Genomic DNA, 17,738 nt, shown 5'->3' with positions numbered 1-17,738 from the left:
CCAGAAACAAAAAAACGAGGCCTGGGCCTCGTTTTTTTGTTTGTTGCTCATCAATGGAGGCTCAGGCCTTGATCCAGCCCAGCGCAATCGGCTTGGCCAACAGCAGGCGATACACCCCATTCAAGGACTGTAACAGCCGTGGCCCGCAGGCTGGCCAAGCCAGTGCCAGCATCCGGCTATACAGCAAGGGCAGCAGCAGGCCACCCAGGATATCCAGCGGCCAGTGCACCCCCAGATAAATGCGCGACCAGCCCACAAGCACAGTCAGCAACAGCAGCATGCGGCCGAGGCGAGCCTTGCCTGCCAGCCAGAAGGCATAGGCGGTGGTAGCAAAGATGGTGGTGTGATCGCTGGGAAAGGACGGGTCGGCTGCATGATCGATAAAGCGGTAGCCCAGCCCGATGGCAAAGGGGCGTGGGTGGTCCCACAGCAGGCCGATCAGCTGGTTGCACAGCAGGGCCAGGCCTACGCTGAGCAAGACTCTCAGCGCTCTTTCCCGCTGTGGCTGCTCACCCCACAACCACATGCCCAGCAGCAGCAGCGGAATCAGCAGCACCAGGTATTTGGCCAGAAAAATGGCCAGGGTGATGACTGCCAGCGGTGACGCCGGCGTGGCATTGATGGACAGGAACAGAGCCTGGTTAACGCTTTCCAGTACAAACATGTAGGGTCGGTAACAAAAGTAAAACCGCATTGTAACCAGCACGACATGGGCTGTCCTTGCGTGTTTTGTGACAATCGGGCATACATCGCTGACAAGATCCACCACGGCCGATCACGTCGGGTAGCAGGGCGGCAAGGGGACGGTACCGCCCTGAAGTCACCATGGCACAGCCATGCCAGCAACAAGTGGCAGCAGCCCATTGCCGCAAAAATGTTCAAACTTTCCGTTCTGTTGTAAAGTCGTTTTCTTTTGTTTCGTTATAAAGAAACCATCATGCGCGCCACACCCGCCCCTGCAGCGCCCGTCGCCGTCAGCCTGCGCCAAGCTTTTGTCTTCTGGCTCAAGCTGGGTTTCATCAGCTTTGGCGGCCCCGCCGGGCAAATCGCCCTGCTACACCAGGAACTGGTGGAAAAACGGCGCTGGATCTCGGAGCGGCGCTTCTTGCATGCGCTCAATTACTGCATGCTGCTGCCGGGGCCGGAAGCGCAGCAGCTGGCTACCTATATCGGCTGGCTGATGCACCGCAGCTGGGGTGGCATCATCGCTGGCGGCCTGTTTGTGCTGCCATCGCTATTCATCCTGATCGGCCTGTCCTGGCTGTATCTGGCGCTGGGCCAGCTACCGCTGGTAGCCGGGCTGTTTTACGGCATCAAGCCGGCCATTGTCGCCATTGTGCTGCAGGCCGCGCTACGCATCGGCCAGCGTGCGCTGAAAAACCGGCTGTTGTGGTCGCTGGCAGCGGCCTCCTTCGTGGCACTGGCGCTGTTTGGCCTGCCGTTTCCGCTGATCGTGCTGTCCGCCGCCGCCATCGGCTATCTGGCCGGACGGCACAACCCGGCGCTGTTTGCCACCGGCAAGGGCGGCCACGGCCAGCCTGCAACCGCCAGCGGCCCGGCACTGATCGACGATGACACGCCCACGCCGGCGCATGCCCGCTTCAGCCTGTCCGGACTGCTGCGGGTGTTGGTGGCCGGCAGCCTGTTATGGGCCGTGCCACTGCTCGTACTGCTCAGCCACTATGGCTGGCAGCATCCATTTACCCAGATGAGCTGGTTTTTCACCAAGGCAGCCTTGCTGACTTTTGGTGGTGCCTATGCGGTATTGCCCTATGTCTACCAGGGCGCGGTCAGCCACTACGGCTGGCTGAGTGCCGGCCAGATGATGGACGGACTGGCGCTGGGCGAAAGCACACCCGGGCCGCTGATCATGGTGGTGACATTTGTCGGCTTTGTCGGCGGCTATCAGCATGTGAGCGACTGCGCGCCCTGGCTGGCTGGCATCATGGCCGCCTGCCTGGTGACCTGGTTTACCTTCTTGCCGTCTTTTCTGTTCATTCTGGCTGGCGGGCCGCTGATCGAGCGTACTCACGGCACGCTGTCGCTCACCGCGCCGCTGACCGCCATCACCGCGGCAGTGGTGGGGGTGATTGCCAATCTGGCGCTGTTCTTTGGCTGGCATGCTCTATGGCCACAGGGCTGGCAGGCCGGGCCAGACTGGGTGGCCGTGCTGATTGCCCTGGCGGCGGGTGTGGCGCTGTTGCGCTACAAGGTGGGGGTGATTCGGGTGCTGGCAGCCGCCGCACTCAGCGGCTGGCTGCTCAGCCTATGAACAGCGTCTAAGCCTATTCGAGGCCAAGGCGGGACGGCAGCAGGCGGATGGCTGCGGCATTGGAGGGGGAAAACACCAGCTCGGCTGCCTGCTGCCAGGGCAGCCATTGCTGGGCGGTGTGTTCGCCCGGAGCCAGTTGCACCTCCTGCGCATGCACCAGTTGCAGGCCAAACACATACTCGTCGTTATGCGTGACCCCGGCAGGATAACGGTGACGCCAGTGCGGGTAGATTTCGTAACGGTTGTGCAGCTGCCAATCTGTCAGCTGATGCGCGGCGGCCACCAGGCCGGTTTCTTCCAGCAGTTCGCGGCAGGCGGTTTGCAGCAGGCTTTCCTCGCCCTCGCGGCTGCCGGTGACCGATTGCCAGTAGCCGGCCTTGTCGGCACGCTCGATCAGCAATACCTGGCCATCTGCAGTGTGAATCACCACCAGCACCGATACTGGCTGCTTAGTGCCCATCGCTGCGACTCCCGCCATGCTCGGACTGGCTGGCCGCCAGCAGGCCGGCCAGCTCCACTGCCGACTTGACGCCCATTTTCTCGAATACCCGCGAGCGGTGCACTTCCACGGTTTTCATGCTGATGGAGAGCTCCTCGGCAATCTGCTTGTTGAGCTTGCCCAGCAAGATCAGCTGCATGACTTCCTTTTCACGCTCGGTGAGTGAGGCCAGCAGCGTACTGACACGCTGGCGACGGCCATGCACGGCACGGTTGGCCTCGTCCTGGCGCAGCATCTTTTCCACCCGCGCCAGCAGCACTTCGTCATCAAAGGGCTTTTCCATGAAATCCAGCGCGCCCAGCTTGATGGCCGCCACCGCATGCGGCACATCGCCATGCGCTGTCAGCATGATGGCGGGCGGGCAATAAGCCCAGTCGGCCAGCCGCTCCAGCAGCATGATGCCGGACATGCCGGACATGCGCAGATCGACAATCAGGCCGTTGAAGCCGGTATCCGGCCCGCTCGCCAGGAACTCCTCGGCGCTGTCAAAGCCGCTGACCTGATAACCCTGGCCATCCAGCAACCAGATCAAGGCCTGCCGCACGGCGGCATCGTCATCCACAATCGCCAGTCGCTTGCCGCTCATGCCTGCTCTCCCCGGCCGGGCAGCGCCACGGCCACATCGCTGACAATACGCACATCCCGCTGCGGGTAAGGAATCTCGATGCCCAGTTCCTTGAAGCGCCGCCAGATGGCCAGATAGATTTCCGACTTCAGCCCCATGAAGCCGTTTTCCGGGTCTTTCACCCAGATGCCCAGCTCCAGATTGATACCGCTATCGGCAAATGCCGTGACAAAAGCGGCCGGCGCGGGATCGGTCGGCACCCGCGGGTGTACGGCGGATTCGCGCAACACGGCCAGCGCCTGATCCAGATCGGTAGCGTAATCCACCTGAATGGGCAGGCTGATCCACATCGCCTTGTCCGAATAGGACTGGTTGATCACGGTATTGGAAATCAGCGCGTCGTTCGGCACCAGTGCCTCGGAGCCGTCGGCGCTTTTCAGCACCACATAGCGCGAGGTGATCCGGGTGACGTAGCCAACACGGTTATCCACCATCAGCCGGTCGCCGATGCGGATGGAGCGATCCAGCAGGATGATGAAGCCAGAGACATAATTGCTGGCGATCTTTTGCAGACCAAAACCCAGCCCCACACCCAGCGCACCACCGAATACCGACAGCACGGTCAGATCGATGCCTACCACCGGCAGGGCAATCAGCACCGCCACCACGATGAGCAGGGTGCGCGCCATCTTGGAAAACACGATGCGCAGCGACAGGTCCATGTGCTTGAGCCCCATCACCCGCGCCTCGATCACCCGGCTGACCCACAAGGCCACCACCACGATGATGGACACCCACAGCATGGCGTTGAGGATGGTCAGCAGGTCCAGATGGGTCTTGCCCACGGTAAAGGACACCGATTGCAGCCAGTCCAGCATCACATCATCAAAGCCGATGGCCCAGCTGACAAAACCCAGCCACAGCACGGTGGCGATGAAGTGTTCGGAATGGCGTTCGAACTTGCCCTTGGGCAGGGCCTGGCGCATCACCGAGGAAAACAGCCGGATCACCCCCAGCCAGAACAGCATGGCGGTAAACAGCGGCAGCAAGTGCGGCCGGCTATGCGTCAGCAGATTCCAGCCGACAATGCACAGCAGCATGCTGACCAATGCCACACTGGGCAACACCAGCCGGAAGGCGGTGTAGCTGACGAAACGCTCGTAGCGCTCCGGGTGGTGCTGAAACCAGCGGCGGAACACCTGCCGTGCGGCAAAGGTCCCCAGCAGCAGGCACAGCACAGCCAGCAGCAACTGGCTCAGACCAGTGCCGGTCTGGGCAGCGGTCACCACCGTGTCAAAATTCATTTCTTCACGAACTAGCAGCACCTGATTCTCCTTGGCAGCACGCCATGACCTTACTGGCCAGCCGCCGCATCCTGCACACGACCTTCCACCAGCCGCAATATGCGTTGCGCCCGTCCGGCCAGCTCCAGATCATGCGTGACGATGATCAGGCTGGTGCCCAGGCCCTCGTTCAGCTCCAGCATCAGGTCGAACACCTGGCGCGCGGTCTGGTAATCCAGATTGCCGGTCGGCTCGTCGGCCAGCAGACAGGCCGGCTGCGTCACCAGCGCGCGGGCAATGGCCGCACGCTGCCGCTCGCCACCGGACAACTCACCCGGCTTGTGCTGCAAGCGTTGCGACAGCCCCACCCGCTCCAGCATGGCAGCCGCCTGTTCGGCGGCCTCCTTGCGCGGCAGGCGGCGAATCAGCAAGGGCATCATCACGTTTTCCAGCGCGGTGAATTCCGGCAGCAGATGATGGAACTGGTAAACAAAGCCCAGCGACTGGTTGCGCAGCACGCCACGCTCAGCCTCGGACAGGCTGGCCAGATCGCGTCCCAGCACTTCCACCACGCCCTGTGTCGGCGTATCCAACCCGCCCAGCAGGTGCAACAGCGTACTTTTGCCCGAGCCGGAAGCTCCCACAATCGCCAGCCGCTCGCCCTTGTCCACCCGCAGCGTCACATCGGACAGCACGGTCAGGTTGAGCCGGCCTTCGCTATAGGTTTTTCCCAGGTTGCGGCAGTTCAGCACATTACTCATAGCGCAGCGCCTCCGCCGGCTGGGTGCGCGCTGCGCGCCAGCTGGGATAAATGGTGGCCAGCAAGGCCAGCAGCAGGGCAATCACGGTAATGGTGCTCACGTCGCCCAGCTGCACGTCGGATGGCAGGTAGTCGATCATATACACCTCGCTGGACAGCAGCTTGGTCCCCAGCACTTTTTCGATCAGCGGCACGATCACGTCCAGATTCAGCGCCACCAGCACCCCACCGGCCACCCCGGCCAGCGTGCCGCTGATGCCAGCCACCGAACCCTGAATCATGAAAATCTTCATGATGCTGGACGGTGCTGCGCCCAGCGTACGCAGGATAGCGATGTCGGCCTGCTTGTCGGTCACCACCATCACCAGCGTGGACACCAGATTGAAAGCCGCCACCGCCACGATCAGCGTGAGGATGATGGTCATCATGCGTTTTTCAATCTGCACCGCACGGAAGTAATTGGCATTGGTATCGGTCCAGTCGGTCACTTGCGACTGCTGGCCCAGCGCCTGCTGCAGATTGGCTTTCACCAGCGGAGCCAGCATCGGGTCGTCCAGTTTCAACCGCACGCCGCTGACGGTATCGCCAAGGCGCGACAACACCTGGGCATCCTGCAGATGGATCATCGCCAGCGAGGCGTCGTATTCGAACATGTCCACCTTGAAGATGCCGATGACGGTGAACTGCTTGTAGCGCGGAATCATCCCCGCCGGCGTCACCGTGCCCTGCGGCGTGAACAGCGTAACCTTGTCGCCCATGCCGACACTGAGCTGGCGCGCCAGCTCCACGCCCAGCACGATGCCGAACTGGCCGGGCTTCAGGGCCTCCAGCTTGCCTTGCAGCATGTGCTGGCCCACGTCCACCACCTTGTCTTCCAGTACTGGCTCGATGCCGCGCACCAGACCGCCGCGCACATTGCCATAGGCGGAAAACAGGCCCTGGCCATTCACGAAGGGGGCGGCGGCCACAACGTGGGCATCGCGCTCGGCCACCTTGGCCACGCTTTGCCACTGCGGCAGACGCCCGTCATAGGCGGAGATTTCCACATGCGATGCCACGCTGAGGATGCGGCCACGGATTTCCTTCTGGAAACCGTTCATCACCGACAGCACGATGATCAGCGCCGCCACGCCCAAGGCGATGCCGACAATGGAAATCAGGGAAATAAAGGAGATAAAACCATTGCGCCGTTTGGCGCGCAGATAACGCAGCCCGATCAGGACTTCAAAAGGCCATTGCATGCCGGTCTGCCTTTCAGGGCTGGTAGGGGTTGTGCAGGCTTTGCATCAGCCGCACCAGGAAATCCTTGACCTGCTGTTCGTCACAGCCCATCAGAATGGCATCTTCCAGCGCGTCTTGCGCCATCTGCTGCAATTCCTCCAGGTTTTCGTTCATTACCTTGATTTTTTCCACGCAGGCGACAATGCCGCCTTGCGGGTCTTTCCATACCGGAATGTCAATATTCATGGCCATGCCTGGCTAATCCTGAAAACGCAATGCCCGCCAAAGCGGGCATCGTGATGATGGTCAGCCGCCAGCGGTTCAGCCGGCGACCTTTTTCTTCTTGCCGTGGCCAGACTTGCCGGCACGGGCGGGCTTGTCACTGCGCGCCGACTTGCCGCCCTTGCTGGCTTTCTCGGCCTTGCCGCCCTTTTTCTTGCTGGCGGGCGCTTCGGCGACAGCCTTGCACTTCTTGCCTTTGCGACATTTTACCTTGGGCGCTGCCGCTGCACTGTTGTCACGCGACTTGGCGGCGACACTGTCGGCGGCACCCGGCAATTCATCCGCGGCCTGCACATTGGCATTGTTGCGGTTGATGCGGCGCGCGCCATTCCAGCGGCTTTGCCAGTAGCTCTGGTTCAGGTTCACCACTTCGACATTGCGCCCGGTACGCGGCGCATGGATGAACTTGCCGTTGCCCATATACATGCCAACATGGGAATAGGCAAAACCGCGGGTATTGAAGAAGACCAGATCGCCGGCGACCAGTTCACTTTTATCGACGGCCTTGCCGATATGCGCCATCTCGGCCGAGGTACGAGGCAAATTGACCTTGAGGGATTTCTGGAATACATAACGGACAAAACCGCTGCAATCCAGACCACTGACCGGCGAATTGCCACCAAAACGGTAGGCCACGCCCAGCAGGCTCATGGCCTGCAGCAGCAAATCCCCTACAGCATCCTCGCCAGGCGAGGCATACTTGGCAATGGGGTCTTCCGAGGCCTCGACCTTGGGCCGTGCATCCTGCACATTTTTTTCCGGTGCGGCCTGGGCAAAAACCATGACGCCAGCAAGCATCACGGCGAGTAATCGGAGTTGCAATTTCATAGGCCGCACTCTATCGGACAGGGACGGGAGTGTAAAGCCAACTTGGACACCAATCAGCCCATGCTCAGAGAAACTCTTGTTGCAATGCGCGACCTTCCGCGCCTGAAGGAAATCAGCGGCATCCTCATCCGCCACGGCCTGGGAGAGTTCGCCCAGCGCCTGCGCCTGCCGCGCGCCATGGAAAAAGCCGGCGAATGGCTGAACCTGCACCTGCCCGATGCCGACGCGGGCCTGCCCACTCCGGTCAGGGTGCGGCTGGCCTTCGAAGAGCTAGGCCCCACCTTCATCAAGCTGGGGCAAATCCTGTCGACGCGGGTGGATGTATTCCCCGCCGAGTGGATTGCCGAATTCGAAAAACTGCAGTCCACGGTGCCCCCGGTGGACCCGGCCTCGGTCCGTCTACTGGTGATCAAGGCCCTGGGCAAACCGCCGGAAGAGCTGTTTGCCAGCTTTGATGAAAAGCCCATCGGTTCGGCCTCCATCGCCCAGGTGCATTTCGCCACCCTGCATGATGGCAGCCATGTGGCCGTCAAGCTGCGCCGCCCCGGCATCGTTGAAAAGGTGGATGCCGACCTGCGCATCCTGGCGCATCTGGCCACGCTGATCGAAATGGAATTCCCCGATGCGCGGCGCTTCCAGCCGGTGGAAATCGTCGCCCAGTTTTCCCGCTCGCTCAAGCGCGAGATGGATCTGGCAGTCGAGGCGCGCAATATGGAACGCTTCGCCCGTGACTTTGCCGATGACGCCCAGGTGGTGGTGCCGCACGTGTACTGGGACTACACCAATCCGGCGGTGAATGTGCAGCAGCACATTGATGGCGTACCGGCCAGCCGGCTGGACCAGCTGGCCGACAGCGGGCTGAACCCGGTGGAGCTGGCCAGCCGTGGCGCAGATGCCGTGCTGAAGATGATTCTGCTCAACGGCTTTTTCCATGCCGACCCGCACCCCGGCAATGTATTTTTCCTGCCGGAACACCGCATTGCCTTTATCGATTTCGGCATGGTGGGGCGCATCAGCCATGGCCGGCGCGACGAAATCGTCGACCTGCTGGCGGCACTGGCCGAGCGCAACGAGCACGCCATGATGGACGTGCTGGTGGAGTGGACCGGCAACACCCCGGTGGACGAGCAGAAATTTGCCTACGACATCAGCGAGTTCATGTTCCAGTACGAACACGTGCCGCTGAAAGACCTCAACATCAGCCAGCTGATCACCGACATCATGGCGCTGATCCGCGACCACGGCATTTTGCTGCCGCCAGACATGGCCATGCTGTTCAAGGCGCTGATCACGCTGGAAGGGCTGGGCCGCCAGCTCGATCCGGATTTCCAGCTGGTGGAGCATATCACCCCCTTTGTGCGCGAACTGATGCTGGCGCGCTACCACCCGAAAACCCTGCTCAAGCGCGGCAAGCTGACACTGCAGGAAACGCTGGGCATGCTGACCGGCCTGCCCCGTGACATCCTGCGCCTGTCCAAGGACATCCGTCAGGGCAAGTTCCGCATCAATCTGGACCTGCAACGGCTGGACAGCTTCGGCAAACAGCTGGACCGCAGTACCAATCGTCTGACCATGGCCATCGTCACCGGCTGCCTGATCATCGGCTCCTCCATCGTGATGACGGTCAACGCCGGGCCCAAGCTGTTCGGCCTGCCCTTCTTCGGCTTCATCGGCTTCATGATCGCCCTGTTCAACAGCGTATGGCTGATCTGGTCGATCTGGCGCTCAGGCAAGGAGCTGTAATGCGCCGGTTCATACTGCTCACCCTGCTGCTCAGCACACCGGCACTGGCGCTGCAGATTGTCGAGCTGGGCTGGCGGCAAGCCAGCGAGCTGCAAAGCGCCCTGCAAGCGCAACTGCTGCCGGATGAACGGCTCAGCGCACTGGACAACAAGCTGATCATTGACGCCAGCCCTGAACGGGAAGCCCGCCTGGCAGAGCTGGCACGCCAGCTGGATGTGCGCCCGGTCAGCCTGCGGCTGGAAGTGAGCCAGTCCGGCAGCAGTGTACAGAGCCAGTCCGGCGTACAGCTGCAAGGCAATATCAGCATCGGTCGCATCCTGCCCGGCAGTGCGGGTAATGGCGTCGCCTTGTCCGCGCAGCAGGACAGCCGCAGCCAATCCGGCCAAAGCCTGCAAAGCCTTACCTTGCTGGATGGCCGCAGCGGTTTCATCCAGACCGCCAACAGCCGCCCGCTGCCCTGGCTGTTGCTGACGCCGCAAGGCAATATCGTGCGCGGCAGCAGCTGGCAAGAGGCCGTCAGTGGCTTTTACGCCCTCCCCCACCTGCAGGGTGAGCGGGTGCTCATCGAACTGGCAGTCAGCCAGCAGGCCTTTGCCGGCAACCAACTCAAGGGCAGCCAGCTTTCCACCACGGTGGCCGGGCGGCTGGGTGAGTGGATAGAAGTGGGCAGCATAGGCCGCGACGAGCAAGGCCGCAGCAGCTTGCTGATTGGCACGGGCCGGCAGTTGCTAAGCGGCCAGCAATCCGTGCGCATCCGCGTGCAGGCCTTGCCTTAGCGTTTTGCCACCAGATAACAATCACTCCAGATGGCACTTGTCTTTGTAAATAATAATGATTATCATTTGCAAAACATATCACTCAGGAGCTGTCATGAATGCAATGCTGGTAGGCGCGGATACGCTGGGCAATATTCCCGAGGTGCTGCAAGAGTTCGGCATCACCATTCACCGCCACCTGAACGGGCGCAACAGTTCACACCAGCGCAAGAGCGACCGCCTGCCGGCCGGCACCGATCTGCTCATCCTGTTTACCGATTTTCTCGGCCACAATGTGATGCGCCATTTCCGCGCACTGGCTGCAGAAGAACAAGTTCGCTTCATCGCCTGCCGCCGCTCGGTCTGTGCCCTGAAACAGTCGCTGGACTGCGCCGGCCTCTCCAGCAAGCAGTGCGGCAGCTGTCCGCAGCGCTGTCAGCCTGCCAGCAGCAACAAGAAACGCCATTAAGCAAAAAGCCGGGCATTGACCCGGCTTTCAGGCTGCTGACAAAGTAAACTGGTGCGATTTCACTGGACCCGGCAAAGCCGGGCCTCTCGACTAAGTGATTGATTCCGCAGCCTTCCAATTTACTCCCCATCCCCCCGCCCTTGCCCTGCAAGGGAGCCTCGCTTTCCTTTCGAAAAGCGAGAGGGGTTTGTCAATAATCTGAAAGCCGGGCATTGACCCGGCTTTGCTCTTTCCACCTTACAGCCTTACTCTCCGCGGCCTGCCTTGCGAGCGGCTTGCTGCAACAACTGCAGCTGATGGGAAAACTGGCGGCAGTTGCCGCACATCCACAAATGCACCCGCAAGCGCACGTATTGCCATTGGTTCAAGGGCTGGTCCATTCCCTGCGATATCAGGCGGCTGGCCTGCCGGCAACTGATTTTCATGCGTGGGCCTCCCCGGTCCAGCGAATTTCAAAACACTCGCGCAAGCTCATGCGGGCGCGATACAGCAGCACTGAACAGTTAGTCGCCGTCACGTCCAGATTGTTACAGATTTCGGCAATTTCCAGCCCCATCACCTCGCGCATGACAAAAGCCATGGCCGTGCGCCGGGGCATCACCTCGGAACAGCGCTCGAACACTTCCCAGAACTGGCGCGACATCAGCGACTCTTCCGGCCCGCTCCAGGCCTTGATCTTGTCCTGCCAGTGGCCATTCTTGCTGAACAGGCCGTCAAAGTCGCTGTCGTCGGTTTCATCCTCCAGCGATTCGAACAACACCTCCTTGCCCTTGCGCCGTAGCCGGTCGATCAGCTTGAAGCGCAGGATGGAAGTGAGCCAGGTGCGCAGACTGGACTTGCCATTGAAACTGTCCCCCGACTCCAGCGCCGCCAGCACGGTTTCCTGCACGATTTCATTGGCAGCGTCGCGATCGCGCAGCTGCGCCAAGGCATAGCGCTGCAGATAGGCCAGTTCGGCTTCCAGGTCGGCATGGGCAATCATGGCTCAGTCTCCACGACAGTAATCGACGGCATGTTCCAGCCGGTCCACGGTAATCACTTCCAGCCCTTCGATGGGTTGGCGCGGCTTGTTGGCCGTGGGCACGATGGCGCGGCTGAAGCCCAGTTTGGCGGCTTCTTTCAGCCGCTCCTGCCCGCGTGACACCGGGCGCACTTCGCCGGCCAGCCCCACCTCGCCAAACACCACCAGCTTTTCCGGCAAGGGCTTGTTACGCAAGGACGACACCATGGCCAGAATCACGGCCAGGTCGGCTGCCGGTTCGCTGATCTTGACCCCGCCCACCGCATTGAGAAACACGTCCTGATCAAAGCAGGCCACGCCACCGTGGCGGTGCAGCACCGCCAGCAGCATGGCCAGCCGGTTTTGCTCCAGACCCACGGCCAGTCGCTTGGGCTGCATGCCATGGCAATCATCCACCAGTGCCTGGATTTCCACCAGCAGCGGGCGGCTGCCCTCTTGTGTGACCAGCACGCAGGAGCCGGCCACATCATCCCGATAGGAAGACAAAAAGATGGCCGAGGGGTTGGACACGCCTTTGAGACCGCTTTCGGTCATCACGAACACACCCAGCTCATTGACTGCGCCAAAGCGGTTCTTGATGGCGCGGATCATGCGGTAGTTGGAGTGCGCATCGCCCTCGAAATACAGCACGGTGTCCACCATGTGTTCGAGTACGCGCGGGCCGGCCAGCGAACCTTCCTTGGTGACATGGCCCACCAGCAGGATGGTGGTGCCGGTCTGCTTGGCCATGCGGGTCAGCTGGGCGGCACATTCACGCACCTGCGATACCGAACCGGGGGCCGAGGTCACCTGCTCGGTATACAGGGTCTGGATGGAGTCGATGACCGCCACTTCCGGCTGCTCTTGCTTGAGCGTTTCCAGAATGGCTTCCAGGCGGATTTCCGCCAGCAAGTTGACCTGGCTGGGGTCAACCGCCAGCCGCGAGGCACGCAGGGCGATTTGCTGTGGCGATTCCTCGCCCGACACATACAGTACCTTGCGCCGCTTGCCGATGACGGCCAGCGCTTGCAACAGCAGGGTGGATTTGCCGATGCCGGGGTCGCCGCCGATCAGGATGACCGCACCGCGCACGATGCCGCCACCCAGCACGCGGTCCAGCTCGTCGATGCCGGAGGGGTCGCGCGGGACTTCTTCGGTCTTGACCTCGGACAGCACCTGCACCCGGGCATTGGTGGTGGACCAGGACTGGAAACGCGGGTTACTGGCTGCCGGGGTGGAAACAGCTTCTACCAGGGTGTTCCAGGCAGAACAATGGGGACACTGGCCCTGCCATTTCGGCACTTGGCCGCCGCACTCGGTGCAGCTGAAAACAGTTTTGGTTTTTGCCATCAGGAAAAGCGCAGGAAGGATTCAACCGGGATTGGCGTTATTGGCATTGTCGGCCGGGGGCTGGCCGTTGTCGGCAGGTTTGTTGCCATTGAGTTGCTGGATGATGTTGAGCAGGCGCTTCTGGTCTGGTTCACCGCTACTGCTGCCCGCCTTGGCCTTGGCTTTCTCAGCCCCACCATTATGACGAATGGCGGCCAGTACGGCCGCCACCTGCGGATCGCTCTTGGCGGCCTTGTCGGCCTCCTCACTGCTCAGTGGCGGCGGCGCTGCCGGGCTGGGTGCCGCACTGGAGGACTTGCCCTCTGCCGGGGTGGCGGCTGGTGCGGCAGCACCATCCTTGGCGGCGGACGCCGTGTCACCGTGTGGCTTGGGGCTGTCACTGGCTGGCGGCTCCATAGTGTCCAGCTTGTTCTTGGACATGTACTCGTTCATTTCGCGCCAGCCGGCGTAAATAGCCGCAGTGTCGGCCTCCGGGTTGCGCTTGAAGCACTCTTCCAGCGAGCGGCCGGTCTGGCGGCAGGCAGCGCCCAGCGCCTTGTGTGCCTCCTTGGACAGGCCGGACACATTATTGACCCAGTTGCAGCCGGCCAGCAGCACCAGCAAGGGCCAGATCCACAGACTCTTCATGCTCTCCCCCCATAGACCATCTGCCGGCCACCGCGTGCTGACCGGCCCTGTGCCGCTTACTCGCCCTTTTGACTGCGCAGGTCCAGTTCGACGATTTCGCCGCTCTGCCCCTTGCTGGCATCACTCATCCAGTGCAGCAGATAGGGCATCAGCGTGGCCAGATCAGCCCGCTCGCTCTTGGCTTCGCCCGGATGGGTGCGATTGCGTTGCGGCGAATTCACCGGACCCGGAATCAGCTGGTTGACGCGCAGGTTCGGATACACCTCCCACTCGTCAGCCGCCACGCGGGTCAGGTAGTTGAGGCCAGCCTTGGACGCGCCGAAGCCGCCCCAGTAAGCCGCCGGGTGCAGCGAATGGGTTTCACCCATGAACAATACCGAGGCGTCGGCCGACTCCTTCAACAGTGGCAGGCAGGCGCGGGTCAGCGCAAACGGTGCCACGGTATTGATGCGGTACTGGTTCATCCACTCGTCTATGCCCTGGTTGGACAGCGGCGACAAGGCATAAAAATGCGAGGCGCAATGCACGATGCCATCCAGCTGGCCCAGTTCGCGCTTGATCTGGAAAGCGGCGTTGCTCAATTGCTCGTCGGTCGCCGTCAGCAGATCCAGCGGAATGGCAGCAGGCTCTTTGCCACCGGCGGCCACGATTTCATCGTAGACCTTTTCCAGCCCCTTGACGCTGCGCGCCAGCAATACCACCGACGCACCGTGCGCGGCAAACGTCAGCGCAGCTTCCCGACCTACCCCTTGCGTAGCACCCGTCACCAGAATGACGCGGCCAGCCAGACAATCTTTGGCAAATGTTTGGTTCATATTGATTTTCTGCTGTGAGTCACCCGGCGGCGACCCGTGATGATGGCAAATCCTGTAATAGCTGGCGGGCGGCAGTCACACCGCTTTGCACCGCCCCTTCCAGCGTGGCGGGGTAGTCCGGGCACAGCCAGTCCCCCGCCAGAAAAACCGATTGTACCCTGCTACGGCAGTGTGGTCTTGTCAGTCCCACGGTTGAGGCAAAGGTGGCGCGCTTTTCCACGATCAGCTGCGCGGCGGTCGGCTGCAGGCCGTTCAAGGCCGGCAGCAGCTCACCGATATCGGTTTCCACCTTGCGCAGCAGCGCTTCGCGACTCAGCGCCTGTACCGCCAGCAGCGGTGCGCTGATGACAGCAGCCAGCAAGCCACGCTCACCAGACAGCGCCTGGCGGTCGAACAGCCAGTCCAGTGTGCCGCCCTGCAAGCCCATCATCGGCAAGGGCATGGCGATGTCGGCATCGTAGCGCAGGTATGCGGTATATATCGGCCAGTACTGGAAAGCCTTGACCTGCGCCTGCAAAACCGGCTCCTGCAACAGGGCGGCGGCGTGATAAGGCGCCAGCGCCACGATGGCCGCGTCGAAAGGCTGACCATCCACCAGCACGCCATGTGAGGCGGCTTGCAGCTGCTCCACCCGCACGCCGCCGCGCCACTGCACGCCCTGCTCGCTGAGCCAGCGCAAGGCCGGGGTGGGAAACAGTGCCGACAGGTCCTGCCTGGGCAGCAACAGGTCGCTGTCGGCACGACGGCCACCCAGGCTGTCGCGCAGCGTGGTCGCCAGAATCTGCATCGAGGCCTGCTCCAGCGGCGTATTGAGCGCCGACAGCACCATGGGCCGCCAGAATTGCTCCACCAGCCAGTCCGACTGGGTTTGCTGCTGCAACCAGCGCTTGACCGTACAGTCTTCGGCCAGCCGCCAGCCCTGACGCTGCAGGCTTTGCAAGGCGCGGGCCAAGCGCCACTTGTCCTGCCAGCCCAAGCCCTTGGCCGACAGCAGGCCAGCCAGCACATGCAGCGGGGCCGGCCAGCGTGGGCATTGCATGCGTATGCCATCCTGGCGATGCCAGCTCAAGGGCAGGCGCTGCATGGCCTGTTCGGGGTCGACACCCACTTTGCGCATCAGCCGCAGACACTGGTGATAGCCACCGATCAGAATATGCTGGCCGTTATCCAGCTGGCTGTCGCTGGCACTGATGCGGCGTGCCCGCCCGCCCGGCTCGCGCCCGGCTTCAAACAGCGTCAGCTCGGCGTGGCCAGCCAACTCAACGGCCGCCGCCAGGCCGGCCCAGCCGGCCCCGATGATGGCAATACGTGGAATGGCAGCCATGTCAGGATCAGGCCTGGTAACCCAGCACCCAGGTGCGCCAGGCCAGCCACAGCTTGCGCAGCGGCGTCAGCGACAGGCGCTGGTTGAGCACCTTGGCCGGACCGTCCAGCTGGATTTCCTCCAGCGTGGCGCGGTAAATGGCGGCCATCAGCAAGCCGGGACGCTGGCTTTTGCGGTCCACTGCCGGCAGCAAATCCCAGGCGCGGCGGTAGTATTCACGGGCACGCTCGATCTGGAAGCTCATCAGCGCGGCGAATTCCGGGGTTTCCTGATAACTGCTCAGATCACTGGCCGGCACATTGAAGCGCTGCAGTTCTTCTACCGGCAGGTAGATGCGACCACGGCGCACGTCCTCACCCACATCGCGGATGATATTGGTCAGCTGAAAGGCGATGCCCAGTTCGTGGGCGTATTTCAGTGTCTGCCGGTCCTGATAGCCGAAAATCTGCGCGGCCAGCTGGCCCACCACGCCGGCCACCCGGTGGCAGTACAGCAGCAAATCCTGAAAGCGCTCGTAACGGGCGAAGTCCAGGTCCATCTGCATGCCGTCGACAATTTCTTCCAGCAGGTTCTGCGGCAGGTCGAGCGCGGTCACATGCGGCTTGAGCGCCTGCATCACCGGATGCTCAGGCTGGCCGTGGTAGAGCTTGGTCACCTCGCCACGCCACCAGGCCAGCTTGGCACGGGCCACGCCCTCGTCGTGGCACTCGTCCACCACATCGTCCACTTCGCGGCAAAAGGCATACAGCGCGGTAATGGCATCGCGACGATCTGCCGGCAAAAAGCGGAAACTGGTGTAAAAGCTGGAGCCGCTGCTGGCGGCCTTGTCCTGACAATACTGCTGCGGCGTCACTCGCCTCTCCTCATCTGCCATCGGGCCTGCCGGAGCATCCCGAAGAATGGTTGTTATTGTCTGTAGCGGTCGCTGGAGCAGCCAACAAAATAGCGCGGCACTCCAGGGGCCAGGCGGCGCAACGCTGCACCAGTTTTTTTGTTAGCCGTGCTTAGCGGGCACGTAGCGCACGCCAGAACATATAAATCCAGTCGCGCCAGGTCAGCACCGGGCGCTGGCGAAACACATCGCCGCCACTGTCGTGCAGCTTTTTCAGAATACGCTCGCCGCCCATGATGACCAGCCGCAATTCCAGACCCAGCCGCCCCTTGAGCACCTTGCCCAGCGGCGCACCGGCCTGCAGCATTTTACGGGTGCGCTCGATTTGCGCCAGCATCATCGGCCGCCACAGGCCGGTGGCATCGCGCCCGGCGATCTGCGATTCGCGGATACGGAATTTCTGCAGATCATCCAGCGGGATATAGATGCGGTCCTTGTCCCAGTCGATGGCCACGTCCTGCAGGAAATTGATCAGTTGCAGCGCGGTGCAGATGCCATCAGACATGGCCTGGCTGCGCGGGTCGTTTTCACCATACAGGGCCAGCATCAGCCGCCCTACCGGATTGGCCGAACGGCGACAATAGTCCACCACTTCGGCAAAGTTCTGGTAACGCTTTTTCACCACATCCTGGCTGAAGGCCGACAGCAGATCGTAAAACGGCTGCATGGGCAGCGCATGGCTGCTGATGGCGGCAGCCAGATTACGCATCAGCGGCATGGCCGGGATGCCACCGTCACGGATGACATCCAGCTCGTCCTGCAGATGCGCCAGCTCGCGCAGCCGTTCTTCCGGCTGCTTGTCACCCTCGTCGGCAACATCGTCGGCATAGCGGGCAAAATGGTAGATGGCATGCACCGCCCGGCGCATGCGGCGGGGCAGCAAAATGGAACCTACCGGGAAGTTTTCATAATGGCCAACCGACATCGGCATTCCCGCACAGTCATTGCTAAGCCGCCGATTATAGCGCAGGCCGCGCAGCAAAATTTTTTTCGCAGATCCCTTTACAGCCAACGGCAGCCTGTCTATACTGCGCCCCACTGTGAACGACACAC

At 61.9% G+C, this 17,738-nt stretch carries 20 protein-coding genes; 4 read left to right on the top strand and 16 right to left on the bottom strand.

Annotated elements, in window-relative coordinates:
• Positions 1 to 61: 61 nt before the first annotated feature.
• Positions 62 to 664, bottom strand: a complete 603-nt coding sequence (locus DBR44_RS01380; protein ID WP_124641306.1) for a phosphatase PAP2 family protein — start codon at positions 662 to 664, stop codon at positions 62 to 64.
• A 273-nt stretch (positions 665 to 937) separates the two neighbouring features.
• Here DBR44_RS01380 and chrA point away from each other — a divergent pair, with 273 nt between their 5' ends.
• Positions 938 to 2,272 (top strand): chromate efflux transporter, encoded by a 1,335-nt coding sequence (chrA, locus tag DBR44_RS01375; protein WP_124641304.1) that lies wholly within the window; start codon positions 938 to 940, stop codon positions 2,270 to 2,272.
• A 13-nt stretch (positions 2,273 to 2,285) separates the two neighbouring features.
• Here the strand turns inward: chrA and nudB are convergent, their stop codons facing one another.
• The 7 genes from nudB to DBR44_RS01340 all read right to left on the bottom strand — a co-directional run bounded on the left by nudB (position 2,286) and on the right by DBR44_RS01340 (position 7,710).
• Positions 2,286 to 2,732, bottom strand: coding sequence for a dihydroneopterin triphosphate diphosphatase (nudB, locus tag DBR44_RS01370; RefSeq protein ID WP_124641302.1), 447 nt, complete (start codon positions 2,730 to 2,732; stop codon positions 2,286 to 2,288).
• Positions 2,722 to 3,357 (bottom strand): response regulator transcription factor, encoded by a 636-nt coding sequence (locus DBR44_RS01365; protein WP_124641300.1) that lies wholly within the window; start codon positions 3,355 to 3,357, stop codon positions 2,722 to 2,724. The genes nudB and DBR44_RS01365 overlap by 11 nt, the downstream gene beginning before the upstream one ends.
• Complete coding sequence (locus DBR44_RS01360; protein WP_233578267.1) at positions 3,354 to 4,661, bottom strand: mechanosensitive ion channel family protein; 1,308 nt, start codon at positions 4,659 to 4,661, stop codon at positions 3,354 to 3,356. The genes DBR44_RS01365 and DBR44_RS01360 overlap by 4 nt, the downstream gene beginning before the upstream one ends.
• A 29-nt stretch (positions 4,662 to 4,690) precedes the next feature.
• Entirely contained in the window at positions 4,691 to 5,380 is a 690-nt protein-coding gene (gene lolD / locus DBR44_RS01355; protein WP_124641298.1) for a lipoprotein-releasing ABC transporter ATP-binding protein LolD, read from the bottom strand.
• Positions 5,373 to 6,620 carry a lipoprotein-releasing ABC transporter permease subunit gene (locus DBR44_RS01350; protein ID WP_124641296.1) on the bottom strand — a complete coding sequence of 416 codons (1,248 nt, stop codon included), beginning with the start codon at positions 6,618 to 6,620 and terminating at the stop codon, positions 5,373 to 5,375. Before DBR44_RS01350 ends, lolD begins: the two co-directional genes overlap by 8 nt.
• Positions 6,621 to 6,633: 13 nt before the next feature.
• Positions 6,634 to 6,852, bottom strand: coding sequence for a hypothetical protein (locus DBR44_RS01345; protein ID WP_193394293.1), 219 nt, complete (start codon positions 6,850 to 6,852; stop codon positions 6,634 to 6,636).
• A gap of 69 nt (positions 6,853 to 6,921) precedes the next feature.
• A complete protein-coding gene (locus tag DBR44_RS01340; protein WP_124641294.1) occupies positions 6,922 to 7,710 on the bottom strand; it encodes a C40 family peptidase in 789 nt (262 codons plus the stop codon).
• 60 nt (positions 7,711 to 7,770) lie between these two features.
• Here DBR44_RS01340 and DBR44_RS01335 point away from each other — a divergent pair, with 60 nt between their 5' ends.
• From DBR44_RS01335 to DBR44_RS01325, 3 genes are all read left to right on the top strand, one after another.
• Positions 7,771 to 9,453 (top strand): AarF/ABC1/UbiB kinase family protein, encoded by a 1,683-nt coding sequence (locus DBR44_RS01335; RefSeq protein WP_124641292.1) that lies wholly within the window; start codon positions 7,771 to 7,773, stop codon positions 9,451 to 9,453.
• Entirely contained in the window at positions 9,453 to 10,229 is a 777-nt protein-coding gene (locus DBR44_RS01330) for a hypothetical protein (protein WP_124641290.1), read from the top strand. The genes DBR44_RS01335 and DBR44_RS01330 overlap by 1 nt, the downstream gene beginning before the upstream one ends.
• A gap of 94 nt (positions 10,230 to 10,323) precedes the next feature.
• On the top strand, positions 10,324 to 10,677 hold the full coding sequence (locus tag DBR44_RS01325; protein ID WP_124641288.1) for a DUF2325 domain-containing protein: 354 nt from the start codon (positions 10,324 to 10,326) through the stop codon (positions 10,675 to 10,677).
• Between the two features lie 245 nt (positions 10,678 to 10,922).
• Here the strand turns inward: DBR44_RS01325 and DBR44_RS01320 are convergent, their stop codons facing one another.
• The 8 genes from DBR44_RS01320 to hpnC form a co-directional block, all read right to left on the bottom strand.
• Complete coding sequence (locus tag DBR44_RS01320) at positions 10,923 to 11,102, bottom strand: zf-HC2 domain-containing protein (protein ID WP_124641286.1); 180 nt, start codon at positions 11,100 to 11,102, stop codon at positions 10,923 to 10,925.
• Entirely contained in the window at positions 11,099 to 11,659 is a 561-nt protein-coding gene (locus DBR44_RS01315) for a sigma-70 family RNA polymerase sigma factor (RefSeq protein WP_124641284.1), read from the bottom strand. Before DBR44_RS01315 ends, DBR44_RS01320 begins: the two co-directional genes overlap by 4 nt.
• Positions 11,660 to 11,662: 3 nt before the next feature.
• A complete protein-coding gene (gene radA / locus DBR44_RS01310) occupies positions 11,663 to 13,027 on the bottom strand; it encodes a DNA repair protein RadA (RefSeq protein ID WP_124641282.1) in 1,365 nt (454 codons plus the stop codon).
• A 21-nt stretch (positions 13,028 to 13,048) separates the two neighbouring features.
• Entirely contained in the window at positions 13,049 to 13,654 is a 606-nt protein-coding gene (locus DBR44_RS01305; RefSeq protein WP_124641280.1) for a hypothetical protein, read from the bottom strand.
• Between the two features lie 56 nt (positions 13,655 to 13,710).
• Positions 13,711 to 14,469 (bottom strand): SDR family oxidoreductase, encoded by a 759-nt coding sequence (locus DBR44_RS01300; RefSeq protein ID WP_124641279.1) that lies wholly within the window; start codon positions 14,467 to 14,469, stop codon positions 13,711 to 13,713.
• 19 nt (positions 14,470 to 14,488) lie between these two features.
• The gene (hpnE, locus tag DBR44_RS01295; RefSeq protein ID WP_124641277.1) at positions 14,489 to 15,793 is read right to left on the bottom strand and encodes a hydroxysqualene dehydroxylase HpnE; all 1,305 of its coding nucleotides are present in this window, start codon (positions 15,791 to 15,793) and stop codon (positions 14,489 to 14,491) included.
• Positions 15,794 to 15,800: 7 nt separating this feature from the next.
• Positions 15,801 to 16,646, bottom strand: a complete 846-nt coding sequence (hpnD, locus tag DBR44_RS01290) for a presqualene diphosphate synthase HpnD (protein WP_124641274.1) — start codon at positions 16,644 to 16,646, stop codon at positions 15,801 to 15,803.
• Between the two features lie 151 nt (positions 16,647 to 16,797).
• Complete coding sequence (gene hpnC / locus DBR44_RS01285; protein ID WP_124641272.1) at positions 16,798 to 17,610, bottom strand: squalene synthase HpnC; 813 nt, start codon at positions 17,608 to 17,610, stop codon at positions 16,798 to 16,800.
• Positions 17,611 to 17,738 lie beyond the last annotated feature (128 nt).

Source organism: Aquitalea sp. FJL05 (genome assembly GCF_003852595.1).
Lineage (GTDB): Bacteria > Pseudomonadota > Gammaproteobacteria > Burkholderiales > Chromobacteriaceae > Aquitalea > Aquitalea aquatilis.
The sequence above is the reverse complement of the archived record's forward strand: the minus strand, read 5'-3'. Positions and strand labels throughout refer to the sequence as shown.